19 protein-coding genes are annotated in these 23,743 nt (G+C 66.0%); 10 read left to right on the top strand and 9 right to left on the bottom strand.

Annotated elements, in window-relative coordinates:
- Positions 1 to 65: 65 nt before the first annotated feature.
- Positions 66 to 1,073, bottom strand: coding sequence for a zinc-binding alcohol dehydrogenase family protein (locus ACX9OT_RS06810; RefSeq protein WP_049420932.1), 1,008 nt, complete (start codon positions 1,071 to 1,073; stop codon positions 66 to 68).
- Between the two features lie 91 nt (positions 1,074 to 1,164).
- On the opposite strand from ACX9OT_RS06810, the gene ACX9OT_RS06815 reads away from it, so the two are divergent.
- The 5 genes from ACX9OT_RS06815 to ACX9OT_RS06835 all read left to right on the top strand — a co-directional run bounded on the left by ACX9OT_RS06815 (position 1,165) and on the right by ACX9OT_RS06835 (position 5,470).
- Entirely contained in the window at positions 1,165 to 2,136 is a 972-nt protein-coding gene (locus ACX9OT_RS06815; protein ID WP_049462904.1) for a LysR family transcriptional regulator, read from the top strand.
- Between the two features lie 15 nt (positions 2,137 to 2,151).
- Positions 2,152 to 2,781, top strand: coding sequence for a leucine efflux protein LeuE (gene leuE, locus ACX9OT_RS06820; RefSeq protein WP_005411716.1), 630 nt, complete (start codon positions 2,152 to 2,154; stop codon positions 2,779 to 2,781).
- On the top strand, positions 2,778 to 3,206 hold the full coding sequence (locus ACX9OT_RS06825; protein ID WP_049420929.1) for a hypothetical protein: 429 nt from the start codon (positions 2,778 to 2,780) through the stop codon (positions 3,204 to 3,206). Before leuE ends, ACX9OT_RS06825 begins: the two co-directional genes overlap by 4 nt.
- A gap of 5 nt (positions 3,207 to 3,211) precedes the next feature.
- Positions 3,212 to 3,901, top strand: coding sequence for a suppressor of fused domain protein (locus ACX9OT_RS06830; RefSeq protein WP_219631213.1), 690 nt, complete (start codon positions 3,212 to 3,214; stop codon positions 3,899 to 3,901).
- A gap of 177 nt (positions 3,902 to 4,078) precedes the next feature.
- Positions 4,079 to 5,470, top strand: coding sequence for an amino acid permease (locus ACX9OT_RS06835; protein ID WP_459001527.1), 1,392 nt, complete (start codon positions 4,079 to 4,081; stop codon positions 5,468 to 5,470).
- A gap of 92 nt (positions 5,471 to 5,562) precedes the next feature.
- Here ACX9OT_RS06835 and ACX9OT_RS06840 read toward each other — a convergent pair whose 3' ends face one another.
- Both ACX9OT_RS06840 and ACX9OT_RS06845 read right to left on the bottom strand, forming a co-directional pair.
- Entirely contained in the window at positions 5,563 to 6,804 is a 1,242-nt protein-coding gene (locus tag ACX9OT_RS06840; protein WP_049462902.1) for a dipeptidase, read from the bottom strand.
- A gap of 210 nt (positions 6,805 to 7,014) precedes the next feature.
- Complete coding sequence (locus tag ACX9OT_RS06845) at positions 7,015 to 8,184, bottom strand: class I SAM-dependent rRNA methyltransferase (RefSeq protein WP_005411721.1); 1,170 nt, start codon at positions 8,182 to 8,184, stop codon at positions 7,015 to 7,017.
- 407 nt (positions 8,185 to 8,591) lie between these two features.
- On the opposite strand from ACX9OT_RS06845, the gene ACX9OT_RS06850 reads away from it, so the two are divergent.
- Together ACX9OT_RS06850 and ACX9OT_RS06855 are read left to right on the top strand one after the other, a co-directional pair.
- Positions 8,592 to 9,554: a TerC family protein gene (locus tag ACX9OT_RS06850; protein WP_459001530.1), complete on the top strand. Its 963-nt coding sequence runs from the start codon at positions 8,592 to 8,594 to the stop codon at positions 9,552 to 9,554.
- 106 nt (positions 9,555 to 9,660) lie between these two features.
- Positions 9,661 to 10,431, top strand: a complete 771-nt coding sequence (locus ACX9OT_RS06855) for a rhomboid family intramembrane serine protease (protein WP_049462900.1) — start codon at positions 9,661 to 9,663, stop codon at positions 10,429 to 10,431.
- Positions 10,432 to 10,737: 306 nt separating this feature from the next.
- Here ACX9OT_RS06855 and ACX9OT_RS06860 read toward each other — a convergent pair whose 3' ends face one another.
- The 6 genes from ACX9OT_RS06860 to rpmH all read right to left on the bottom strand — a co-directional run bounded on the left by ACX9OT_RS06860 (position 10,738) and on the right by rpmH (position 18,655).
- Positions 10,738 to 11,853 carry a glycerophosphodiester phosphodiesterase gene (locus tag ACX9OT_RS06860; protein WP_277779124.1) on the bottom strand — a complete coding sequence of 372 codons (1,116 nt, stop codon included), beginning with the start codon at positions 11,851 to 11,853 and terminating at the stop codon, positions 10,738 to 10,740.
- Positions 11,854 to 12,123: 270 nt separating this feature from the next.
- Positions 12,124 to 13,473, bottom strand: a complete 1,350-nt coding sequence (gene mnmE, locus ACX9OT_RS06865) for a tRNA uridine-5-carboxymethylaminomethyl(34) synthesis GTPase MnmE (protein WP_277779123.1) — start codon at positions 13,471 to 13,473, stop codon at positions 12,124 to 12,126.
- Positions 13,474 to 13,476: 3 nt separating this feature from the next.
- Positions 13,477 to 16,149 (bottom strand): polysaccharide deacetylase family protein, encoded by a 2,673-nt coding sequence (locus ACX9OT_RS06870; protein ID WP_277779122.1) that lies wholly within the window; start codon positions 16,147 to 16,149, stop codon positions 13,477 to 13,479.
- Positions 16,150 to 16,299: 150 nt separating this feature from the next.
- Positions 16,300 to 18,015: a membrane protein insertase YidC gene (gene yidC, locus ACX9OT_RS06875; protein WP_049399025.1), complete on the bottom strand. Its 1,716-nt coding sequence runs from the start codon at positions 18,013 to 18,015 to the stop codon at positions 16,300 to 16,302.
- Positions 18,015 to 18,509, bottom strand: a complete 495-nt coding sequence (rnpA, locus tag ACX9OT_RS06880) for a ribonuclease P protein component (protein WP_021203275.1) — start codon at positions 18,507 to 18,509, stop codon at positions 18,015 to 18,017. Before rnpA ends, yidC begins: the two co-directional genes overlap by 1 nt.
- A gap of 5 nt (positions 18,510 to 18,514) precedes the next feature.
- Positions 18,515 to 18,655, bottom strand: coding sequence for a 50S ribosomal protein L34 (gene rpmH, locus ACX9OT_RS06885; RefSeq protein ID WP_005411729.1), 141 nt, complete (start codon positions 18,653 to 18,655; stop codon positions 18,515 to 18,517).
- Between the two features lie 255 nt (positions 18,656 to 18,910).
- Here rpmH and dnaA point away from each other — a divergent pair, with 255 nt between their 5' ends.
- From dnaA to recF, 3 genes are all read left to right on the top strand, one after another.
- Entirely contained in the window at positions 18,911 to 20,242 is a 1,332-nt protein-coding gene (dnaA, locus tag ACX9OT_RS06890) for a chromosomal replication initiator protein DnaA (RefSeq protein WP_005411730.1), read from the top strand.
- Positions 20,243 to 20,517: 275 nt separating this feature from the next.
- Positions 20,518 to 21,618 carry a DNA polymerase III subunit beta gene (gene dnaN / locus ACX9OT_RS06895; protein ID WP_005411731.1) on the top strand — a complete coding sequence of 367 codons (1,101 nt, stop codon included), beginning with the start codon at positions 20,518 to 20,520 and terminating at the stop codon, positions 21,616 to 21,618.
- 991 nt (positions 21,619 to 22,609) lie between these two features.
- Positions 22,610 to 23,704 carry a DNA replication/repair protein RecF gene (recF, locus tag ACX9OT_RS06900; protein ID WP_277779120.1) on the top strand — a complete coding sequence of 365 codons (1,095 nt, stop codon included), beginning with the start codon at positions 22,610 to 22,612 and terminating at the stop codon, positions 23,702 to 23,704.
- Positions 23,705 to 23,743: the final 39 nt, after the last annotated feature.

The raw sequence follows: 23,743 nt of genomic DNA on the forward strand, positions 1-23,743 counted from the left end.
CGCCATGCGTGGATGAAGCGCTGTAGAGCCGGGCGCAGGCTCGGCTCCACAGGAAAAACCGGGCCTTACCAGCCTTCCAGCACGATCTTGCCCTTGGCGCGGTGGCTCTCCAGCAGCGCGTGGGCACGCCGCAGGTTGGCCGCGTCGATGCGCCCGAAATGCTCGCCCAGGGTGGTCTGCAGCACGCCTGTGTCGATCAGCTCGGCCACCCGGTTCAACAGGTCATGCTGGCGCTGCATGTCGGCGGTCTTGTAGAGCGGCCGGGTAAACATCGACTCCCAGTGCAGTGACAACGCCTTGCGCTTGAGCGCCATCACGTCGACCTGGCCGGGATCATCGATCAGCCCCAGCTGGCCCTGCGGCGCCAGCAGTTCCACGATCTGCGCGTAGTGCTGGTCGGAGTGGGTCAGGCTGGCCACATGCTGCACCTCGCTGATGCCGAGCCGCGCCAGGCCCTCGGCCAGCGGCAGGCTGTGGTCGATCACATGGTGTGCGCCCATTGCGTACGCCCAGTCCTGGGTATCCGGACGCGAGGCGGTGCCGATCACCGTCAGTTTCGTCAGCTTCCGCGCCAACTGCACCAGGATCGAACCGACACCGCCGGCAGCGCCGATCACCAGCAGGGTCTGGCCTTCGCCGCCGCCCTCGGGAATTCTCAGGCGGTCGAACAACAGCTCCCAGGCGGTGATCGCGGTCAGTGGCAGCGCGGCGGCGGCGGCATCGTCGAGGCTGGCCGGCTTGCGGCCGACGCTGCGCTCGTCCACCAGCTGGTACTCGGCATTGCTGCCCGGGCGATCGATGACGCCGGCGTAGTAGACCGCATCGCCGGGCTGGAACAGGGTCACCTCGCTGCCCACCGCGTCGACGATGCCGACCGCATCCCAGCCCAGCACACGTGGGCCATCGGTGGCCACGCCGCGACGGACCTTGGTGTCGACCGGGTTCACCGCCACCGCGCGCACCGCCACGCGCAGGTCACGCGGGCCAGGCTGCGGCAGCTCCAGTTCGATGTCGATCAGGGCCTGGGCATCATCGATCGGCAGGCCGGCTTGGGTGTAGGCAATGGCGCGCATGGCAGCGGTCCAGTGGGGAAGGAGGCGACAGGTTGCGCCGCACGCGCTCCCGCAGAAAGGCGCAGAATCGGGCAGCACTTTCACTCTGGCAATGAAGATGATCCGCTTCGACGATCTGCAGCTGTTCGTCCGCACTGCCGCACTGGGCAGCTTCTCGCAGGCGGCGCGCGAGGCCGACCTGCTGCCCGGGCAGGTCGCCGCGGCGGTGGCGCGGCTGGAACGCGAGCTGGACCTGCGCCTGTTCGTGCGCACCACCCGCAGCCTGCGCCTCACCGGCGAGGGTGCGCTGTACCTGCCGTATGCGCAGGAGGTACTGGCCACCCTGCGCGAGGGACAGGCGCGCGTGCAGGGCGAGGACACCGAGCTGCACGGCACCCTGCAGCTGTCGGCGCCCTCGGACCTCGGCCGCAACCTGCTGCTGCCCTGGCTGAGCGCCTTCCGAGCTGCGCACCCGCGGCTGCGCCTGCACCTGCGCCTGTCCGACGAGGTGGCCGATGTATTCCGCGACCCGGTCGACGTGGCCATCCGCATCGGCCACTTCGACGACGCCAACTACGTCGCCCTGCCGCTGCTGGAAGGCAATCGACGCGTGCTGGCCGCCTCGCCCGGCTACCTGCAGCGGCGTGGCACGCCCACCCGCCTGGAGGATCTGCGCGAGCACGACTGCCTGGTCTATCAACTCAACGGCCGCGCCTACGATCGCTGGTCATTCGAGGTCGACGGGCGTCGCAGCGTGATTCCGGTGCGCGGTCCGCTGGTCTGCGACGACGCCGATGTAGTGCGACGCTGGGCCGTGGCCGGCGAAGGCATCACTTACAAGTCCTGGCTGGACCTGCGCGAGGACGTGCTGGCCAGGCGCCTGCAGCTGCTGCTAGATGGTGTTGGCAGCAGCATCCCGCTGCAGCTGGTATGCCCGCACCGCAAGCAGTTCTCGCCAGCGGTACGGCAACTGCATGCGCAGCTGCGCCAGCACCTGCAACCGCTGCTGTCTGGCATGCCCACTGGCCTCACCCGCCCCCTGTCGCCAACGGCGGCACTGGCCGACAATGGCGGCCCCCCGTAACAAGAGAACGCCGCCATGCCGTGGATGGGCATCCAGGACCTGTGGACGTTTCTGGTCGCTGTGCTGGTGTTTCTTGCCCTGCCCGGCCCCGGCACCTTCACCCTGCTGACCGCCACCGGCCGTGGCGGCGTGCGCGGCGGCTACACCGCGCTGGCCGGCCTGCTGGTCGGCGACCAGATCCTGATGTGGCTGGCGTTGGCGGGCGTGGCGGCGCTGCTCAAGGCCAACCCGCTGGTGTTCCACGCGGTGCAGTACCTGGGTGCGGCCTACCTGGTGTGGGTCGGCATCAGCCTGCTGCGCACGCCGAAGCACGAGGGCGGCGACGCCGGTCCGATCCGCATGCAGCCGGGCCGCTACTTCCAGCAGGCGATCCTGGTCAGCCTGCTCAATCCGAAGGCGATCCTGTTCTACATGGCCTTCCTGCCGTTGTTCATCGATCCGAAGGCACACCAGGGCATCGCCACCTTCGCTGCGCTGGCGGGCATCATCCTGGTGGTCAGCATCGCCTACTGCTCGATGTTGATCGGCGTGGGCAACCTGGCCCGCCGCCGCCTGATCCAGCACCCGCGAATCAGCGATGCGCTGCGCCGCGTGGCCGGCCTGTTCCTGGTGGGGTTCGGCATCCGGTTGGGGCTGAACGGATGAAACCCTGGCCGACGGCGATGGGCGCCCTGCTGCTTCTGGCCAACACGACCGCCCCGGCGGCCACCGCACAGGACCATCGCTGCCTGAGCGGCGGCCGCAATGACGGCATCCATCTGGAATGGCGTTGGCTGGATGACGGCCAGGCCGACGTTCGCTATGCCGGGCAGCGCGAACGCCTGCTGCTGCGCCGGGTTTCAATGGAGACCACGGTGCTGGCCGAAGACCGCCCCTACCAGTTCGACAGCGTCTGGGAAGAGCGCATCAACGGGCGCCTCAACGGCCGCTACCTGCTGAGCACGCAGGGCGCGCTGGTGCTGGACCTGAGCTACGAGCGTAGCCGCGACGGACGTCGCACCACCTTCCACGATGACGTCGAGGCCTGGCAGGAAGACGGCTGCCGCTGGCCCGGCAAGGTGGCCGAGTGAGCACCATGGACGACGACACCCTGCTGGAGCGCAGCTGGGAATATCGGGAGGAGACGCTGTACCGGCGGTTGTTCGGCGATACCGGGCCGGGGATCTATCCAATCGACATGGATCTGCTGCGCAACGTCTTCAAGCAGGACCAGATCGACCCGCGCTGGCTGCATGTCGGCGTCAATGCCTGCCCTCCGCACGGTGATCGAAGGCACTGGATCTATGTCAGCTCCGGCCTGTCCAACCCCTGGGAAGGGCGGCACGAAGATGGCGATTCGGGGTTGGGCATCGAACTGATGCTTGAGACGCAGGAAGAAGCGACCTGGGCACTGACCACCTTGCGCTGGTTCACCGCGTACCACCTGCTGCTGTGCCACTCACGCATGCCCGGCAATCCGTTGGCGCCATGGGACCGGCTGAAGCTGGGGGGGCCGGTGGATCACGCAGGGAGCATGCTGCAGGCGGCCGTCTTCGTTCCGTCACTGCATTTTCCTGGACCCCAGCAACTGCCATCGGGACGATTCGACTTCCTGCAGCTGCTGCCATTGACCCTGGACGAGCATGCGTTCGGCCGCGCCCAGGGCTTCGAAGTGCTGGTGGCCCAGTTGAGAACCCAAGGTGCGGCGCCGGTGGTCGATCCGCAGCGGGTCAGCATCGATCTGGCCCCTGCTCCCACGCTTCAAGCGCCTCCCGGCTCGCCTTGAGGGATCGAATCATTTCGAATCCTGCCGGCATTTGTGCCGATTCCGGCAGAATGCTCGGAGTACAGCCGCGCCGGTGACGCATCTGACACTCGCATGACCCCCGTCAGTGGTAATGCTGCGCTGCGTTCGGTCACACTCGGGAACTTGTCGTTCTTAGTCACCCCTTCCGAGGCCTGCATGTCCCTGTTCCGGCGCAAGTCCCTAGATTCCGTCACCGTCCACGAAGCCGGCAGGCGCCTGATCCCGACGCTCAGCTGGCCGCACCTGATCGCGCTGGGTATTGGCGCCATCGTCGGTACCGGCATCTACACGCTGATCGGCGTCGGTGCCAACCTGGCCGGCCCGGCCGTGCTGATCTCCTTCGCCATCGCCGGTGCGGTCTGCGCCTGCGCGGCACTGTCCTACGCCGAGCTGTCGACGATGATGCCGGCCGCCGGCAGTGCCTACACCTACAGCTACAGCGCGCTGGGCGAGGTGTTCGCCTGGGTGGTGGGCTGGAGCCTGATCCTGGAGTACTCACTGGTGGTGAGTACGGTGGCGGTGGGCTGGTCCGGCTACTTCGTCGGCTTCCTCGAATGGGTCCACACCCAGTTCGGCTGGAACGTGCACCTGCCAGCGTGGCTCGCAGCCGGCCCGCACGTGGAAGGCGGCATGATCAACCTCCCGGCGATCATCATCACCTGGCTGGTGGCCGGCATGCTGATGGCCGGCACCAAGGAAAGCGCCACCCTCAATGCCATCCTGGTGGTGTTCAAGCTGATCGCGCTGGCCATCTTCGTGGCCGTGGCCCTGCCCGCCTTCGACAGCGCCAACCTGCAGCCGTTCATGCCGTATGGCTTTGCCAAGTCGATGGGCCCTGATGGCGTCGAACACGGCGTAATGGCGGCGGCAGCGATCATCTTCTTCGCCTTCTACGGCTTCGATGCGATCTCCACCGCCGCCGAAGAAACCAAGAACCCAGGCCGCGACCTGTCGATCGGCATCATCGGTTCGATGATCGGCTGCACCATCGTCTACGTGCTGGTCGCGCTGGCCGCGGTCGGTGCGATGAGCTACGCGGTGTTCGGCCACAGCGCCGAGCCGCTGGCCCTGATCATGCGCCAGCTGGGCCATCCGACCGCGGCGATGGTGATCGGCGTGATCGCGATCATCGCGCTGCCGACGGTGCTGCTGGCCTTCCTGTACGGCCAGAGCCGCATCTTCTTCGTGATGAGCCGCGATGGCCTGCTGCCGCGTGGCCTGTCCAAGGTCAACGCACGTACCGGCACGCCGGTGGCGACCACGCTGTTCACCGCGGTGGTGGTGTCGGCGCTGGCCAATGCCGGCACCCTGGCCGCGTTCACCGCCGTGGGCATCTGCCTGGTGGTGCTGCGCCTGCGCGAGCCGAACCGCGAACGTACCTTCCGTACCCCGCTGGCCTTCGTGGTTGGTCCGCTGGCCGCGCTGGGCTGCATCTATCTGTTCCTCAGCCTGCCGCACAGCACCCAGCTGTACTTCCTGCTGTGGAACCTGGCCGGCCTGGTGCTGTACTTCCTGTACAGCCGCCGCCACGCACTGATCGCGAAGTAAACGGATCACCGGTCGTGCCGGCCAGCGGCCGGCACCTCTCATCCTGTTGATACGGGCAATGCCGGCCAACGGCCGGCACTACCGCAGGGCGGTCAACCGCCCTGCTTTGCCGCGTAGTCCTGCGCCTGGCGCATCACCCGCAGCAGGTTGCCGCCCCAGATGCCGGCAATCTGCTGCTCGGTATAGCCCTTGCGCAGCAGCCACGCGGTGATCTTCGGCAGCTGGCTGACATCGGGCAGGTCGCTCAGGCCACCGCCGCCATCCCAGTCCAGGCCGATGCCCACGTGCTCGGGGCCCACCACCTTGAGGATGTGCTCGAAGTGGGCGAAGAAGTCGTCGAGGCTGGCATGGCGCACCGGGTGCTCGTGGTCCAGCGCCTGCTCGGCCTTCAGCAGGGCAACGCCCTGTTCGATGCCCATGCCTTCCCAGCCACCCAGCTGCTTGCTCAGCGCTTCCTCGGCCTGCTTGCGCTCGGGCGTCTTTGCGGTGTCGATCAGGTAGCCACCATAGGCGTTCACCTGGATCACACCGCCGGCCTTGGCCAGCTTGCGCAGGCGCGCGTCATCCAGATTGCGCGGGTGGTCGTAGACCGCCTTGGCCGAGCTGTGCGAGAGCACGAACGGCACCGGCATCATCGCCAGCAGGTCGTCGAACACCGCGTCGGACGCATGCGACTGGTCGATCACGATGCCCAGCTTCACTGCTTGCCGCACCAGATCCTTGCCCGCCGGGCTCAGGCCTTTCCACTCCGCACCCTTGGGATCGGTGGCCGAATCGGCGAACTCGTTGTTGGCGAAGTGCACGGTGCTGAGCAGGCGCAGGCCGGCGCGGTGGTAGAACGACAGCAGGCTCGGGTCTTCCACCAGCGGGCTGGCGTTTTCCATGCTGATGTAGACCACGCGCTTGCCGGCGGCCTTGATCCGCGCCGCGTCATCGGCGCTCAATGCCAGCGCGAAGCGCTCGGGGTTGGCCGCCAGCATTTCGCGGATCTCCAGCAGCCGCTGCAGGCCATGGTCACGCTCGGCGAGGTGCGCGGCGGGGCTGCGGTCGCCCTGATCGGTGTAGATCGCCCAGAAGCCGCCGTCCAGCGCGCCCTCGACCATGCGCGGGTAGTCGACCTGCGAAAGCGCGTTGCGGTCGTGACGCTGCTCGATGTCGAAGCCGGTCCGGCCGAAATTGGCCGGCGTATCCAGGTGGCTGTCGAGCGTGACCAGGCGCTGCTGCAGCGCCTTGGCGCGGGCCAGTTCCTGTGCGCTGAACTCGATGGCATGAGCCGACAGCGGCGCACACAGCGCCAGGGCAAGCACGACGGACAGGTGGCGCAACGATGGCATGGGCTCTCACCGGCAATGGGAAGAGCCCGACCATAGCGCTGCAGCCAGCAGATTTGTAGAGTCGGGCTCACGCTCGGCTGCCAGGCACCGCGAGTCGAGCATGAATCGTATTCACGGCCCAGCGGCCAGCTTCCCGCGCATTGCGATGCGTTCGAAACAATGGCGCCCCCAGGATCAGGTGGCGCGGCACGCCTCTACATCGTCCCGCGGTCAATCGACCACGCGGCAGAACACGGCCTTCAGGTAACGCGATTCCTGCACGTGGGCCATGAACGGATGGTCCGGACCCGCACCAGCGACCTTCAGGATCTGGATCGTGCGGCCGGAGAAATAGGCCGCGCGGCGCAGCATGTCGAGGAACTGGTCCTCGGCCACCAGGCCGGTGCAGGAGAACGTGGCGAACAGGCCGCCCGGCTTGACCACGCCCAGCGCCAGCTTGTTCATGTCCAGATACTTCTTCAGCGCGGTGATGACCTGGTCGCGGTCGCGGGTCATCTTCGCCGGATCCAGGATCACCACGTCGTACTGCTCGCCGCGGTTGGCGGCGTCGCGCAGCCACGGGAAGATGTCGGACTGGATGAACTTCGGGCGCACGTTGTTCAGGCGCGAATTGCCCTTGGCGATCTGGATGACGTCCTCATCGATGTCGATGCCGACCACTTCCGAAGCGCCACGCGCAGCGGCATACACGGCAAAACCGCCGGTGTTGCAGCACAGGTCCAGCACGCTCTTGCCTTCCACCTGCTGGCTCAGCCACTCGCGGTTCTCGCGCTGGTCGGCGAAGAAACCGGTCTTGTGCGCGCCGGCCGGGTCGGCGCGGAACTTGATGCCGTACTCGGTGATCACCGACGCTTCGGTGGTGGTGTTGCCGTGGAAGTCGAAGCTCTCCTGCTTCTGCACGTGTTCGTCGGCGAAGCTGTGGAAACGGCAGCCCGGGAACTGCTCGCGCAGGGCGTCGTAGATCCATTCGCGGTGGCGGAACATGCCGGCGGCGAAGAACTCGACCACCACCAGGTCGCCGTAGCGATCCACCACCAGGCCGGACAGGCCGTCGCCTTCGCTGTGCACCACGCGCCAGGCGTCGGAGACCGCGTCGAGCTTCAGCACCTCACGGCGCAGCGACACCGCCTGGGCGATCTTGCGCGAGAACCAGCCGGCATCGACCGGCACGTTCTGGTCGGTTTCGAGGATGCGCACGGCGATGCGCGAGTGCCCGTTGTAGAACCCGCGGCCAATGAACTCGCCATCGATGCCGACCACGTCGACGATGGAACCGGGCTTGGGCCGGACGGTCGGCTTCTCGACCAGTTTCTGGAAGATCCACGGGTGGCTGGAACGCCACGCGTTCTTGAGGCGGACAATCGGAAGGGGGGTATTCATCCACCTATTGTAGCCGGGGGGCGCTTTCGTAGAGTCGAACTGGCTCGACGGGCGTTGCTGAACGGCCCGGGCAAGGCGTGCCAACCAAGGTTGGCACCTACCAGGGCGGGCCGGCCGGCGTGCCAACCAAGGTTGGCATCTACCAGAGCGGGGACCCCGGCCGCCCGGCATTTGACGGCAGCCCGGCCAGGCCGCAGAATCGGCGCCAGAAGGGGAGTAGCTCCCAGACGTTGTCGCCGTCATTTCGAGCCCGCAGGCTCCGGTGCAACGGCAGTTCCAGCCGACTGGAACTGCGAGCGAGACCTTCGCCGTACTGGCGAAGCTCTGTCCCTGGATCCCCCTCCCGATCCTCCGTTGCAGATCCTCGCCGTCCGGCCTGGCATTCATCTTTCCAACGGACATTCCCAATGCAGACGATCGGTAACGTGTGGTTGTGGGGCGGCTTCGCAGCGGTGGTGGTCATCGCCCTGCTGGTCGACCTCGTGTTGATGCGCCATGGTGGGCCGCACAAGGTCACCTTCAAGGAGGCCCTGTGGTGGTCCATCGGCTGGGTCGCGCTGGCCCTGCTGTTCAATGCGGGCCTCTGGTACTACCTGAATGAGACTGCGGGCCAGGTGGTGGCCAACAAGGTCGGCCTCGAATTCCTGACCGGCTACCTGGTCGAGAAGGCGCTGGCGGTCGACAACATCTTTGTCTTCCTGATGATCATGAGCTACTTCGCGGTGCCGGAGGAGCAGCGCCAGAAGGTGCTGATCATCGGCATCCTGGGCGCGATCGTGCTTCGTACGATCATGATCTTCGCCGGCAGCGTGCTGATCACCCAGTTCCATTGGCTGCTCTACGTGTTCGGCGCCTTCCTGCTGTTCACCGGCTGGAAGATGTGGTTCGCCGCCGGCCAGAAGCCCGATCTGGAAGCCAACCCGGCCCTGCGCTGGATGCGCAAGCACCTGCGCCTGCTGCCGGACTACGCGGGCAATGCGCTGAGCGTGAAGCGCGGCGGCGTGCGCTGGTTCACCCCGCTGTTCGCGGTACTGATCCTGATCGCGGTCACCGACGTGATCTTCGCGGTGGACAGCATCCCGGCGATCTTCGCGATCACCACCGACCCGTTCATCGTGCTCACCTCCAACGTGTTCGCTGTGCTGGGCCTGCGTGCGATGTTCTTCCTGCTGGCCGGCATGGCCGACCGCTTCCACCTGCTGCCGTACGGCCTGGCGCTGGTGCTGGGCTTCATCGGCATCAAGATGATGATCATCGACCTGTTCAAGATCCCGACCCCGATCTCGCTGGGCGTGGTGGCGGTGATCATCGCCGCTACCGTGGTGTTGAGCCTGAAGTACCCGCCGAAGGAAGGCGAAGGCCAGGCCTGAGCCTGACCCGCTGGATGGCGCGGCCGGTGGGATTGTCCCGCCGGCCGTTTCCACTCTCCCGCCGCGGTGGCCTTGGTTTCGCGCCAACCACCGCCATTGCTGAGGTATGAACAACAACGCGCCCCTGCCCGCTGGCGACGCGCCGGCGCTCCGCAATGACCGCTCACGCATCCTGCGGGCGTTCAATGTCAGCCTGGCCGCCGTGCTGGTGCTGGTGGCCGTGTTCGCCCTGCAGGGCACCTTCGACTGGCGACCGTGGGCGGTCGCGCCGCTGGAAGCCAAGGGCCTGCTCGGCCTGATCGGCGGCCCGATGCTGCATGCCTCGGTCGAGCACATCGCCGCCAACAGCATCGCGATCCTGATCCTCGGCACGCTGGCCGGCAGCGTCTACCCAAAAGCCACCGTGCGCGCCCTGCCCCTGCTGTGGCTGGGCTCGGGCATCGGCGCGTGGATGCTGGGCAATCCGGGCAGCGTGCACCTGGGCGCCAGTGGCGTCACCCATGGCCTGATGTTCCTGCTGGCCAGCCTCGGCCTGCTGCGCCGTGACCGTGCGGCGATCGCCACCGGCCTGATCGGCATGCTGTTCTACGGCGGCATGCTGATGACCATCCTGCCGCACGCCGACGGCGTGTCCTGGCAGTCGCACATGGGCGGCGCCTTCGCCGGCATCATCGCCGCGCTGCTGTTCCGCAATGCCGACCCGCTGCCGCCGCGCCCGCGTTACAGCTGGGAAGACGAAGAAGACGAGGCCGAACCGCTGGCCGACGACGAGCTGGAACCGCCGTCACCGCAGCGCGTGCCGGTGCTGTGGCAGCCGCGCGAGGGCCAGGACTACGTGGTGATCCCGTTCCGCCGGCCGGACGAGCCGCGCGGTTGAGCGATGGTAGTGCCGGCCGCTGGCCGGCAACCTCATGACCCGGTAGTGGCCGACCTTGGTCGGCGCTCCCGCTGCATGCCAACCAAGGTTGGCATCTACCAGAGCCCGTCAGTTCGCCGCATTCCCGGAAGACCCGCGCGGCTGAAGAAAACGCCCCGGTAGTGCCGGCCGCTGGCCGGCAACCTCATGAACCGGTAGTGGCCGACCTTGGTCGGCGCTCCCGCTGCATGCCAACCAAGGTTGGCAACTACCAGAGCATTCCGTCACATCCGGTAGCGCCGGGCCATGCCCGGCGGCATTGGCCGGTCAGTTCGCCGCATTCCCCGCCGCGCCCATGCCATCCACCGCCTGCCGGCCCAGTGCCGGGTCGTCGGTGAAGAAGGCATCGATGCCGGTGGCCAGATAGGCGCGCATCTCGGCAACCGACCCCTCGGCATTGCGCGCGTTGTCGGCGCCCTTGCGCAGGTTGCTGGCCTGGAAATGGTTCTCCGGGCGGAAGGTATACGGAATCACCATCAGGCCCACTGCTTGTGCGTCCTGTACCAGCGTGGTCGGAGTGCTCAGCGCGCCCTTGGCGTCCAGCGGAATGATCGAGCGCAGTTCCGGGCCGATGCTGTCGGCGTAGCTGGCGATGTCCTTCAGTCCTGCCGGCGTCATCATCTGCGCGTAGGTCAGCTTGCCACCGGCCTTGGCGATGTCGGCCGGCTGGGTGTCGCCCTTCCACAGCAGTTGCAGCAGGCGGATGTTGCTGCCGCGCGGGATCTTGCCGCGCAGGTAGCGCAGGTTGGCGGTCTCGAACGACTGGATGGTGACCGGGCCGACGTTGGTATAGGCATTGCCACGCAGCGCGGTCAGGAGCTTGTCTTCCATCGGCAGGCCGATCGACTGGAAGTAGGTCGGGTGCTTGATCTCCGGCACCAGGCCGATGCCACGGTTGGCACGCCCGGCCTGCTGGACAAGGAATGCGAGGATCTCGTCCAGGCTGGCGATGCGGAACTGGCCGTCATAGGCGGTGCTGCGCAGTTCCGGCAGGCGCTCGCGCGCGTACAGCGTCTTCAGCTCGGCCAGGGTGAAGTCTTCGGTGAACCAGCCGTCCACCTTCTGCCCGTCGATGACCTTGCTGGTGCGGCGGCTGGCGAATTCGGGATGCGAGGCCACATCAGTGGTGCCGCTGATCTCGTTCTCGTGGCGGGCGACCATCACTCCGTCCCTGGTCATCACCAGGTCCGGCTCGATGTAGTCGGCGCCATCGGCGATCGCCTGCGCATAGGCGGCCAGGGTGTGCTCGGGCAGCAACGCGCTCGCCCCGCGATGGCCATAGACCGACACCTTGTGCGCGGCCGGGGTGGAGGATTCAGCACTCATGGCCACCGATGGTGCCACGGCCAGCGACAACAGCAACGCACAACCCCACGACTTCACTGCGACTTCCCCAAGCGGTATGTGATGGGCGCCAGTATGCGGCGGCAATGTGACAGGCGGGGGACCTCATGGATCCGGTAGTCGCCGACCTTGGTCGGCGCTCTGCCAGCCGGCGTCCATGACCCCGGACGCCCTGTGCCAACCAAGGTTGGCACCTACCAGAGCGAAGGTTGGCACCTGCCAGGGCGAAGGTTGGCGCCTGCCAGAGCATGAGCCGAGCGATTGATCGATGACGGGGTCAGAGATCCCTTCGGGGATCTGGCCCCGACCTTACTTGCCGATGCAGAAGCTGGAGAAGATCCTTCCCAGCAGGTCATCGGCACTCATCTGCCCGGTGATCTCACCCAGCGCGTCATGCGCCAGCCGCAGTTCCTCGGCGGCCAGTTCCAGGTGCTCATGCGCCAGCTCGCCATCGGCGCGCTGCGCGTGTTCCTGCGCGCGCTCGATCGCATCGACGTGGCGGGTGCGTGCGGAGAACTCGCCGTCCACCTGCTCGCCTGCCCCGGCCGAGGCAATCGAACGCAGGCGCGCATGCAGATCTTCGAGTCCGGCGCCGGTGGCCGCCGAAACGAACACCCGATCCGGATCGTCCAGTGTCGGCAGCGCCGTCAGCAGGTCTGACTTGTTGTGGATGTAGACCTTGTGCGGCACCGCCGCCACGGCATCGCCCAGCGCCGCTTCACCCGCAGCCGGATCGCGCGCATCCAGCACGATCAGCGCCAGGTCGGTGCGTTCGATTTCCACATGCGCGCGGCGCATGCCTTCGCGTTCGATGGCGTCGCCACCGTCGCGCAGGCCCGCGGTGTCGACCAGGGTCAGCTCCAGGCCGTCCAGGCGGATGGTCTCGCGCAGGGTGTCGCGGGTGGTGCCGGCGATGTCGGTGACGATGGCGCGTTCGCTGCCGGCCAGCGCATTGAGCAATGAACTCTTGCCGGCATTCGGCGGCCCGATCAGCACCGCATGCAGGCCATCGCGCAGGCGACGGCCGCGCTCGGCATCACGACGCAGCAGGGCAAGATCAGCGCGCGCCTGTTCCAGCCCACGCCGCACCTGCGCGCCGCCGAGCGTGTCCAGCGGTTCGTCGGCGAAGTCGATGGCCGCTTCCACGTGGATGCGCAGCAGCACCAGCTGCTCGACCACGGCGTCGATGCGGCGCGAGAACACACCATCCAGCGAACGGCGCGCAGCGCGCGCGGCACGGTTGTCGCCCGCGGCGATCAGGTCGGCGATGGCCTCGGCCTGGGCCAGGTCGAGCTTGCCGTTGAGGAACGCCCGTTCGCTGAACTCACCCGGGCGCGCCTGGCGCGCACCGAGCGCGATGCAGCGCGCGACCAGTTGCTGCAGCAGCACCGGGCTGCCATGGCCCTGCAGCTCCACCACCTCTTCGCCGGTGAAGCTGTTCGGTGCCGGGAACCACAGCACGATGCCATCGTCGATGACCTCGCCGTCGGCATCACGCAGGCGCGCGTAGTGCGCGTGGCGCGGACGCAGTGCAGGTGCACCCAGCGCATTGGCAATCGCTGCAGCGCGCGGGCCGGACAGGCGCAGCAGGCCGACACCGCCGGCGCCGGGCGCACTGGCTATGGCCACGATGGTGTCGGTGCGGATCGCGTCGTTCATGGCTCAGAGTTTCTCCAGCTGCGCACGCGCCTGGGCCGCGCCGCTGCCCTGCGGCTGCAGCGCCAGGTAGGTGGTGTAGGCCTGTTTGGCCTTGGCCTTGTCGCCGGCGTTGAAGTAGGCGTCGCCCAGGTTGAGATAGGCCACGGCGCGCGAGGGGTCGATCTTCAGTGTGTTCTCCAGCCAGCGCGCCGCTTCGGCATAGCGCTGCTGGCGGTAGTAGACGAAGCCGAGGTTGTTGGCGGCCTGGGCGAAGTCCGGGCGCAGCTTCAGCGCCTCGGTGAACTGGGCTACCGCTTCGTCGTACTGCTTCTCGCGGTACAGCTGCAGGCCACGGTCATTGGCCTGCTGCGCGCGCTGGCGGTCGGACGCCGGGCCGGCGGTGGGCACCACCAGCTTGGCCTTGCCACCCTGCAGGTCGGCCACGGTCACCGGTACCTGGCTGCCCTTGGCCTCGCTGGCCGCATCCACCTTGTTGTTCAGCGCGATCGCATCGGCTGTCAGCTGGCGCGTATCGGCGTTGAGGAATTCCTGGCTGTCCGGCACCTGGAACACGAACTCGCCGCCCTGCGAACCGGGCAGGCTGCCGAAGGCCGGGGTCTGGTGCGAGACCGCCGAGACCGCCGGCGCCACGTAGGCGGCCAGTTCGGTACCGGTGATCAGGCCGTCGCCGTTGAGGTCGCCCTTGCCGGCCAACGCCTGCAGCAGCACCCAGGTGAACACCGAATGGCCGTTCGGGCCGGCATCGGCCACCTGCTGGTCGGCACCACCGGCGGTCAGCATCTGCCGCGCGCTGCGTCGCGCGTTCTCGCGCAGGAACGACGACGACGAGGGACCGCCACGGGTCAGGCCCAGGCCGCTGTAGCAGGCATCCATCACGAACATCACATGCTTGGCCTGCATGCTTTCGGCGATGTTCTGGATGTCGGTCATCGCGATCGCGTCGGTGGCAAATTCCTTCGGATCCGAATCGACCGGAATGATGTAGCCGAGGTCGCGCCCGGAGGCGAGCTGGCGGGTCGCGCCATGGCCGGCGAAGAACACGAACACGCGGTCGTTCTTGCCGGTGCGGTCATCGGCCAGGCGGTCGTGGAAGGCGGCCAGGATGTTGTTGCGGGTGGCCTGCTCGTTCTTCAGCACGATCACCTGCGAGGACGGGAAGCCGAACTGCCCGGTCAAGGTATCGGCCACTGCCTGAGCATCATGGCTGGCGTATTCCAGCTTCGGCCACTTGGCGTAGGTGTCGATGCCGACCACGATCGCCCACGACTTCTCGTAGCCGGTGGTGACGGTGGCGGCACCGGCGTCGCCCTTTCGCGCACGGGCGACGGTGAAGTCGCGGCCATTCCAGCCGGCGAACTGGTAGCCATCGGCGATCAGCCGGTCGAGGATCTGCGGCAGCGCCTTCACCGCACGATCGTGGATGTCGTGGAACAGGATGATGCCGCGCTGTTCCTTGTTCACCTGGTCGAGCACGCGCTGCACGATCGACTCCGGTACCGGGTCGGCCCAGTCCATCGAGTCGATGTTCCACATGATCGACTTCAGCCCGGCCTCGTTGAGCAGCTGCAGGCCTTCGGCGTTGCGCGCGCCGTACGGGAAGCGGAACAGCGGCGCGCGCTTGCTGTCCACGTCCTTCAGCAGCGTGTCGGTGTCGAGTACCTGTTGGCGCAGCGCATCCCCGGTGGTGCGCGACAGCTGGGCGTGGGTCAGGCTGTGGTTGCCGACCGCATAGCCCTCTTCCATCAGGTTGCGGCTGATCTTCGCCATCGGGCCCAGGCTGACCTTGCCATCGGCCTCGACCTTGCCCAGGTTTCGGCCCACTTCGAAGAACACGCCCGGCACGTCGTAGCGCTTGAGGATGGCCACCACTTCATCGGTGTAGGCCTTGTGCGGGCCATCGTCGAAGGTCAGCACCACGGTCTTGGCCGGCAGGTCGCGGCCGAAGATTTCGCGGTCGCTGTCCTTCATGGACATCGGGTACGGCTCGATCACCCCGTAGTCGCGCAGGATCGCTTCGCGGCTGTAGTCCTTGTGCAGGTGCGCGATGTAATCGTCCCACTTCTCGCGCTTCAGCTCGATGGCGCGGGTGCGCTCGAAGCGGCTGAAGATGCGGGTCAGTTCCTGGTTGTAGTTGCGTTCGATCTCGTCGAGCGCCTCCAGGTCCTCGCCGATGCGCTGGTGCAGCTTCACCGCCGGCAGCGACGAATCGGTACCGACCCGCTCATGCAGATCACGCAGCACTTCGCGGAAGGCCAGGCGGTCGGCATCGAACAGTTCCGGCGCGGACTCGATGTAGTCCAGCACGGTACCCAGGGTGGCGAAGCGCTGCGGACTGGAACCGCGCAGCAGGGTGTCGAACTGCGCGGCGATGGCCGTACGTTGCTCCAGGCCATCATGGAACAGCTGCTGGCCCACACGCGTGGAGGTGCCGCGGTCGGCGGCCGACTGCTGTTCTTCGTCGGCCAGCAGCACGATGATCCGACGGTAACCGTCGAGCTGCTTCTGCAGCGCAGCCAGCAACGGCGCGGCGGCCGGGTCGGCGGCGGCCGCGGCCTGCGCGCTGGGCTGGGTCACGCCGGTTACCGGTGCCTTCGCGTCCTTGTCGCCACAGCCGGCAACGACCAGGGTCAACAACAGCGAGGGCAGGAACAGGCGGAACGACGACGCACGCGGCATGGCGGACTCGATGGATGGAGGAACGGTGTGCCGGCGATTCTAACGCCGCATGCGAAAAGCCCGCCTTGCGGCGGGCTTCTGCGGGTCGGTCGGGGCTCAATGGCAGTCGACCAAGGTCGACTCTACAAAGCCGGCGACCTGCCGGTCGGATTACTTCTTTTTGACCGGGGCCGGGGCGGTGGTGGCCGGGACCGGCTCGCCGCCATGGCGCTTGGTCATCCACCACTGCTGCAGCAGGCCCAGGCCGCCGTTGACCACCCAGTACAGAACCAGGCCGGACGGCATGAAGGCCATCATGACGCCGAACACCAGCGGCATGAACTGCATCATCTTCTGCTGCATCGGGTCCATGCCCGGTGCCGGGGTCAGCTTCTGGGTGAACCACATCACCGCCACGTTGATCACCGGCAGGATGAAGTACGGGTCGCGTGCGGTCAGGTCCTGGATCCAGCCGAACCAGGGCGCCTGGCGCAGTTCGACCGATTCCACCAGCACCCAGTACAGGGCGAAGAAGATCGGCATCTGGATGAGGATCGGCAGGCAGCCGCCCATCGGATTGATCTTTTCTTTCTTGTACAGCTCCATCATCGCGGTCTGGAACTTCTGGCGGTCATCGCCATAGCGTTCCTTCAGCTGCGCGATGCGCGGCTGGAAACGACGCATCTTGGCGCCGCTCTTGTACTGGGTCGCCGACAGCGGGTACAGCACCAGCTTCAGCAGCACCACCAGGCCGACGATCGCCCAGCCCCAGTTGCCGACCAGCTTGTGCACCTGGTTCAGCACCCAGAACAGGCCCTGGCCGATCACCGCCATCATCGAGAAGCGGCTGTAGTCGACCACGCGGTCCAGGCCCGGCACGTCTTCCTTGGCAATCAGGTTGACCAGCTTCGGGCCGACCCACAGGCGGGCTTCGGTGCTGGTGGACTGGCCCGGGGCCACAGTGAAGGCCGGACCACGCGCTTCGATCAGGTCACGACCGGCCACCTGCGACAGCACGTAGTGTGCGGTCTGGTCCTTCTGCGGGATCCAGGCGGTGAAGAAGTGGTGCTGCAGCATCGCCAGCCAGCCGCCGGTGATGTTCTGGTTCAGCGTGCCGTCTTCCAGGTAGTCCTTGAACGCACGACGCTGGTACTTCTTGTCGTTGTCGTACCAGGTGGCACCGTTGAAGCTGAAGGAATCCGGGTTGGTCATGCTCCGCGACAGGATGGTCGGGGTGCGGTCCAGGGTGCGGTAGACGTAGCCGTTCCACGGCGCGGCGCCGGCGTTGCTGACTTCATCCTTGAAGCGCACGGCATACTCGTTGCGCGAGACGGTCAGCGTGCGCTTGATGGTCACGCCGTTGTCGGCGGTCCACACGAACGGGATCTGCAGCTCGTTCTGGCCCTTGGCCAGCACGAAGTCCTTGGTGTCACCGACCAGCTTGAAGCCGTCGGCGCCGGGGACCGGGGTGTTCTTGTCTTCGCTGGCCCAGCCACTGATCGCGCTGTACGGGTGCGCGGGGTCTTCGGTCAGCAGGCGGACCGGCGGGCTGCCTTCGTCCTTGGTCTGCGGGAACTGCAGCAGCTCGGCATCCAGCACGCGGCCGCCGTCGAGCACCAGGCGCAGCACGTCGGTGGTGACGGTCACGCGCTGGCTGGCCGGGGTGGCGCTGGCCTGGGCCTGCACGGCGGCCTGGCCGGGGGCACCCGGCACCTGGGCGCTGGGGATGGCGCCCGGGGTTGCGCCCGGAACGCTCTGTGCGGCGGCCGGGGCCGACGTGGTCGTCGGTGCCGGGGTCGGAGCAGCCTTTTCACGGCTCCACTCCATCCACAGCAGCACGGCCACCATCAGCCAGGCAAAAATGAGGAATACGCGGGTCTGGTTCATCAGCGGACAGGCTCGGCGGGGCCGGGACGCGATGCCGGCTCGGTCAAAGAAGGAGTTGCGATGCCATCAGGCGGCGGCATTGTGCCGTCCACGCCCGGCGTGGGCAATGCACGCAGGCGACGCAGCAGGCGCAGGAAGGCCTGGCGGATCTCGTCGTTGCTGGCGGAACGCGCAGCACTTCGAGCCACGACGACAAAGTCGCCTGGCTGGATGTCGGTACGTGTCTGACGCAGGATGTCGCGCAGGACGCGCTTGATCCGGTTACGCCCGACGGCGTTCGGATCAACCTTGCGGGAAACCGCCAGACCCAGCCTGGCCGGCCGGTCAGCCGGCAGCCAGTGCAGGGTCATCAGCGGATCGGACACACGGCGGGCGCCGTTGAAGACCGTTGAGTATTCGGCACGCGTGCGAACCCGCGCAGAGCGAGGGAATCGCTTGCGCGGGTCTGCAGTATTCACTGTCGAAGGGATTGCGTCTGCCGCGATGTGCGGCATGGCAATCAGGCGCTCAGGACTTTGCGGCCCTTGGCGCGGCGACGCGACAGGATCTTGCGGCCGTCAGCGGTCTTCATACGGGCACGGAAGCCGTGGTCGCGCTTACGCTTGAGGTTGCTGGGCTGGTAGGTGCGCTTCGTGGCCATTGGGGGCCTCTCGTATGAATGGGACGGAAAGAACCGGAAATTCTAGAGAGGTACCCCGCCCCAAGTCAACCCCTGGCAGCTACGCGAATTCACTGGGCTGTGCAATAGCTGTGGATGTTTTTGTGAATAAGTAGGGGACAAGCATTCCGAAGGCGGGCGCTCGGTGGTAGTCTGAGCCATCCATTTCCCCCCTTTCCGGCCTGTGTTTGGGCGCCTTGTCGCGTCCATGCCCCGGCCACCGGACGATTATTGCTGATGGATGCCTGGTCCCGTAGTCTCGAGCGCCTCGAAGCGGAGTTCCCGCCGGAAGACGTTCATACCTGGTTGAAGCCGCTGCAGGCCGATCTGCGCGTGGACAGCCTGGTGCTGTATGCACCGAATGCCTTCATCGTCGACCAGGTCCGCGAGCTGTACCTGGCCCGGATCCGCGAACTGCTGGCCCATTTCGCCGGTTTCAGCGACGTTTTTCTTGAAATCGGCTCGCGCCCGCGTCCCGTGGAGGCGCAGAACGCGCCGGTTTCCACGCCGTCGGCGCATGTGTCCAGCGAACCGCAGGTGCCGTTCGCCGGCAACCTGGACAACCACTACACGTTCGCCAACTTCGTCGAAGGCCGCAGCAACCAGCTGGGCCTGGCCGCCGCCTTCCAGGCGGCGCAGAAGCCGGGCGACCGCGCGCACAACCCGCTGCTGCTGTACGGGGGCACCGGCCTGGGCAAGACCCACCTGATGTTCGCCGCCGGCAACGCCATGCGCCAGGCCAATCCGGGCGCGAAGGTGCTGTACCTGCGTTCGGAACAGTTCTTCAGCGCGATGATCCGGGCCCTGCAGGAAAAGACCATGGATCAGTTCAAGCGCCAGTTCCAGCAGGTGGACGCGCTGCTGATCGATGACATCCAGTTCTTCGCCGGCAAGGACCGCACCCAGGAAGAGTTTTTCCACACCTTCAACGCGTTGTTCGATGGCAAGCAGCAGATCATCCTGACCTGCGACCGCTATCCGCGCGAAGTCGAGGGCCTGGAAGCGCGCCTGAAGTCGCGGCTTGCCTGGGGCCTGTCGGTCGCGATCGAACCGCCGGACTTCGAGACCCGCGCCGCGATCGTGCTGGCCAAGGCACGCGAACGCGGTGCCGAGATTCCCGATGATGTTGCGTTCCTGATCGCCAAGAAGATGCGCTCCAACGTGCGCGACCTCGAAGGCGCGCTCAATACCCTGACCGCCCGCGCCAATTTCACCGGCCGCGCGATCACCACCGAATTCGCCCAGGAAACCCTGCGCGACCTGCTGCGCGCCCAGCAGCAGGCGATCAGCATTCCCAACATCCAGAAAACCGTTGCCGACTACTACGGCCTGCAGATCAAGGATCTGCTGTCGAAGCGTCGGACCCGCTCGCTGGCACGCCCGCGCCAGGTCGCCATGGCCCTGACCAAGGAACTGACCGAGCACAGCCTGCCCGAGATCGGCGACGCCTTTGCCGGTCGCGACCACACCACGGTGCTGCATGCCTGCCGCCAGATCCGGACCCTGATGGAAACCGACGGCAAGCTCCGCGAGGACTGGGACAAGCTGATCCGGAAGTTGAGCGAATGATGCACGGATGCCGATGAGGCGTCATCGCACAAAACGGTGCAGAATCCGGTAGCAAGCGCGGGACACGTTGTGGATAAAAATGGCGTCTGAAATCGCGTCGAATTTATCCACAGCTTTCCCCACCCCCTGGGGGTCGGTAATACAGAGGGTTTCGAGGCCTGAAATCCTTTTATTTACAAAGACTTAGCGTTGTTTTCCAGCGATTCTGTCTCTACCAGCACCACCAAGCTTTTGATTTATTCCACATTTTTTAAAGCATAGGGGCACGGAACCACATGCGTTTCACACTGCAGCGCGAAGCCTTTCTCAAGCCGTTGGCACAGGTCGTCAACGTGGTCGAACGCCGCCAGACCCTTCCGGTTCTGGCCAATTTCCTGGTCCAGGTGCAGAACGGCCAGCTGTCGCTGACCGGTACCGACCTGGAAGTGGAGATGGTGTCGCGGATCGCGGTTGAAGATGCCCAGGACGGCGAAACCACCATCCCCGCCCGCAAGCTGTTCGAGATCATCCGCGCCCTGCCCGACGGCAGCCGGATCACCGTCTCGCAGACCGGTGACAAGATCACCGTGCAGGCCGGTCGTAGCCGCTTCACCCTGGCCACCCTGCCCTCCAACGACTTCCCGTCGGTTGACGAAGTGGAAGCCACCGAGCGCGTGGCCATCGGCGAAGCGACCCTGAAGGAACTGATCGAACGCACCGCGTTCGCGATGGCCCAGCAGGACGTGCGCTACTACCTCAACGGTCTGCTGTTCGATCTGCGCGGCGATGCGCTGCGTACCGTCGCCACCGACGGCCACCGCCTGGCGCTGTGTGAAACCGACCTGGCCAAGCCCAGTGGTTCCAAGCGCCAGATCATCGTGCCGCGCAAGGGCGTGACCGAACTGCAGCGCCTGCTGGAGAGCGGCGATCGCGAGATCGAGCTGGAAGTCGGCCGCAGCCACGTCCGCGTCAAGCGCGACGATGTCACCTTCACCTCGAAGCTGATCGACGGCCGTTTCCCGGATTACGAAGCGGTGATTCCGATCGGTGCCGACCGCGAAGTGAAGGTTGATCGCGAAGCACTGCGTGCCTCGCTGCAGCGTGCCGCGATCCTGTCCAACGAGAAGTACCGCGGCATCCGCGTGGAAGTCTCGCCGGGCAACCTGAAGATCAGCGCGCACAACCCGGAGCAGGAAGAAGCCCAGGAAGAGATCGAAGCCGACACCACGGTCAGCGATCTGGCCATCGGCTTCAACGTGAACTACCTGCTGGATGCCCTTTCCGCCCTGCGCGACGAGGAAGTCATCATCCAGCTGCGCGACTCCAACTCCTCGGCGCTGGTGCGTGAATCCAGCAGCGAGAAGTCGCGCCATGTGGTGATGCCGCTGCGTCTCTGACGGCAGCCTGTTCCACGTGGAACCGAACGACGCCCGGGATCTTCCCGGGCGTTTTTTTTGCAGGTTCCACGTGGAGCATCGCGATGGCCGGATCTCCAGGTGTGGGTGAATGGCTTCCTTGAGATCGCTGGTTGCCGATTGATCCTGGCTGCCCTTCTGATGCAATCGGTGCTGAGCGATTGGAATCCAGGTTGTGAGCTTGGGCGCTGTCCAGCCGCTTTCGATCGAGTATGCCGTTCTGGGTCTTCAGCCTGATGCACGTTCCCCGAACTTGCCGGAGGGGTGTAGCAGATCGTGGGTCGCAACGCTGCGGTTGCTTCATCTGCAGACGCCACTGTCCACAGGTCTCGTTGGGGTCGGATCGGGGTCGGCCTAGCTTCTAAATTTGGGTATAAATCTAAAGCATGGTGGTGATGGTAGGCCCAGATTTCGTGGAAAAATTCATTATCTAATTGATTTTTAAAAGATTTATGCAACTGAAACCCCCTGTATAGAGGCCCCTCAGGCTGGGGGGGAACCTGTGGATAGTTTCGCAGGCCGGGCAAAAGGGCTTTTTTATCCACAGCTTGCCCATACATTGTGTATAAGTCATACAGACCTGCTGTGGACAGCGTGAAACGGCGGGCTCGAATTCCTTGAAATCTGTGGAACCCTACAGGGCATCGCATCGCAGATTTCAAGAAATCTGCGCGGTGTTCGCGCAAACCACCGTCGGGGCACCTGGCGATGCTCGCGGAATGAGGCTGAAATCGCTGAAATCTGAGGTCCGGTACCCTGCGCCGCCGCTCAGAATTCAAGGATTCCCGGGCGCATCCAGACCCAGGCGAGCCCAGGTGAGGGAGCGCCACCACGTGGAACACGCGTAGGGTTGCCAGACAGAGGCTTCAGCACAGTGGCGATGTCTGGCGCGGCACGGCTGGCTTGACCGATGCAGTAAGCTGATGGATTCCCTGCCCCTCTACCGCCTTGTGCGGATGGTCTTTCGCGCCCCATGCAGATCCGCCGCCTCGCCTTGCATCAACTGCGTCGCTTCAGTGCGGTGGACCTGTCGCCCCAGCCGGGATTGAACCTGCTGACCGGCGACAACGGTGCCGGCAAGACCAGCGTGCTCGAAGCCCTGCACTTGATGGCCTATGGCCGCAGCTTCCGTGGCCGGGTGCGCGACGGTCTGGTACGCCAGGGCCAGGAAGCGCTGGAAATCTTCGTGGAATGGGACGAACAGCGTGCCCTTCACCCGCCCCACCGCCGAAAAGCCGGCCTGCGCCACAGTGGTCAGGACTGGAAGGGTCGACTGGACGGCGAGGATGTCGCACAGCTGGGTAGTCTCTGCGCAGCGCTGGCCGTGGTGACGTTCGAGCCCGGGAGCCATGCACTGGTCAGTGGTGGTGGTGAACCCCGCCGCCGCTTCCTCGATTGGGGCTTGTTCCACGTGGAACCGGATTTTCTGTCCCTGTGGCGTCGCTATTCCCGGGCGCTGAAGCAGCGCAATGCCCTGCTCAAGCAGGGCGGGCCATCGCGGATGCTCGATACCTGGGATCACGAGCTGGCCGAGGCAGGAGAACCACTGACCAGCCGCCGCCAGCACTACCTGGAGCGTCTGCAGCAGCGCACGGTCGCCTTGGCCGCCAGCCTCGCTCCACAGCTCGGTATCCAGGGATTGGAGCTGAGCCCCGGTTGGCGGCGGCACGAGCTTCCCTTGGCCGATGCCCTGCTTCTGGCCCGGGAACGTGACCGGCAGGCCGGGTATACCTCGGTGGGCCCGCACCGCGCGGACTGGAGTGTGGATTTCCACAGCATTCCAGGTCGTGATGCGCTGTCCCGCGGCCAGGCCAAGCTGACGGCGTTGGCGTGCCTGTTGGCACAGGCGGAGGACTATGCGGAACAGCGAGGCGAATGGCCGGTGATCGCATTGGACGATCTGGCCTCGGAGCTGGATCGCACCCATCAGGCGCGGGTACTGGAGCGCCTGCTCAATGGGCCGGCACAGATCTTCATCACCGCCACCGAAACCCCGGCGGCGCTGCAGGAAATGACCTACATCGCCCGGTTCCACGTGGAACATGCACAGATCGTGGCTGTGCCATAGTGGGCACACCAGGGCCGCTCGACCCCGGCTGGTATAATT

Source organism: Stenotrophomonas genospecies 3 (assembly GCF_054473855.1).

Bases quoted from the DNA above. Each gene is read 5' to 3' on its own strand.
- ACX9OT_RS06815 (WP_049462904.1), top strand. From the start codon at position 1,165: ATGAAGATGATCCGCTTCGACGATCTGCAGCTGTTCGTCCGCACTGCC.
- rnpA (WP_021203275.1), bottom strand. From the start codon at position 18,509: ATGCCGCACATCGCGGCAGACGCAATCCCTTCGACAGTGAATACTGCA.
- ACX9OT_RS06835 (WP_459001527.1), top strand. From the start codon at position 4,079: ATGTCCCTGTTCCGGCGCAAGTCCCTAGATTCCGTCACCGTCCACGAA.
- dnaN (WP_005411731.1), top strand. From the start codon at position 20,518: ATGCGTTTCACACTGCAGCGCGAAGCCTTTCTCAAGCCGTTGGCACAG.
- mnmE (WP_277779123.1), bottom strand. From the start codon at position 13,473: ATGAACGACGCGATCCGCACCGACACCATCGTGGCCATAGCCAGTGCG.
- ACX9OT_RS06830 (WP_219631213.1), top strand. From the start codon at position 3,212: ATGGACGACGACACCCTGCTGGAGCGCAGCTGGGAATATCGGGAGGAG.
- ACX9OT_RS06855 (WP_049462900.1), top strand. From the start codon at position 9,661: ATGAACAACAACGCGCCCCTGCCCGCTGGCGACGCGCCGGCGCTCCGC.
- ACX9OT_RS06850 (WP_459001530.1), top strand. From the start codon at position 8,592: ATGCAGACGATCGGTAACGTGTGGTTGTGGGGCGGCTTCGCAGCGGTG.
- dnaA (WP_005411730.1), top strand. From the start codon at position 18,911: ATGGATGCCTGGTCCCGTAGTCTCGAGCGCCTCGAAGCGGAGTTCCCG.
- leuE (WP_005411716.1), top strand. From the start codon at position 2,152: ATGCCGTGGATGGGCATCCAGGACCTGTGGACGTTTCTGGTCGCTGTG.
- recF (WP_277779120.1), top strand. From the start codon at position 22,610: ATGCAGATCCGCCGCCTCGCCTTGCATCAACTGCGTCGCTTCAGTGCG.
- yidC (WP_049399025.1), bottom strand. From the start codon at position 18,015: ATGAACCAGACCCGCGTATTCCTCATTTTTGCCTGGCTGATGGTGGCC.
- rpmH (WP_005411729.1), bottom strand. From the start codon at position 18,655: ATGGCCACGAAGCGCACCTACCAGCCCAGCAACCTCAAGCGTAAGCGC.
- ACX9OT_RS06845 (WP_005411721.1), bottom strand. From the start codon at position 8,184: ATGAATACCCCCCTTCCGATTGTCCGCCTCAAGAACGCGTGGCGTTCC.
- ACX9OT_RS06825 (WP_049420929.1), top strand. From the start codon at position 2,778: ATGAAACCCTGGCCGACGGCGATGGGCGCCCTGCTGCTTCTGGCCAAC.
- ACX9OT_RS06840 (WP_049462902.1), bottom strand. From the start codon at position 6,804: ATGCCATCGTTGCGCCACCTGTCCGTCGTGCTTGCCCTGGCGCTGTGT.
- ACX9OT_RS06870 (WP_277779122.1), bottom strand. From the start codon at position 16,149: ATGCCGCGTGCGTCGTCGTTCCGCCTGTTCCTGCCCTCGCTGTTGTTG.
- ACX9OT_RS06810 (WP_049420932.1), bottom strand. From the start codon at position 1,073: ATGCGCGCCATTGCCTACACCCAAGCCGGCCTGCCGATCGATGATGCC.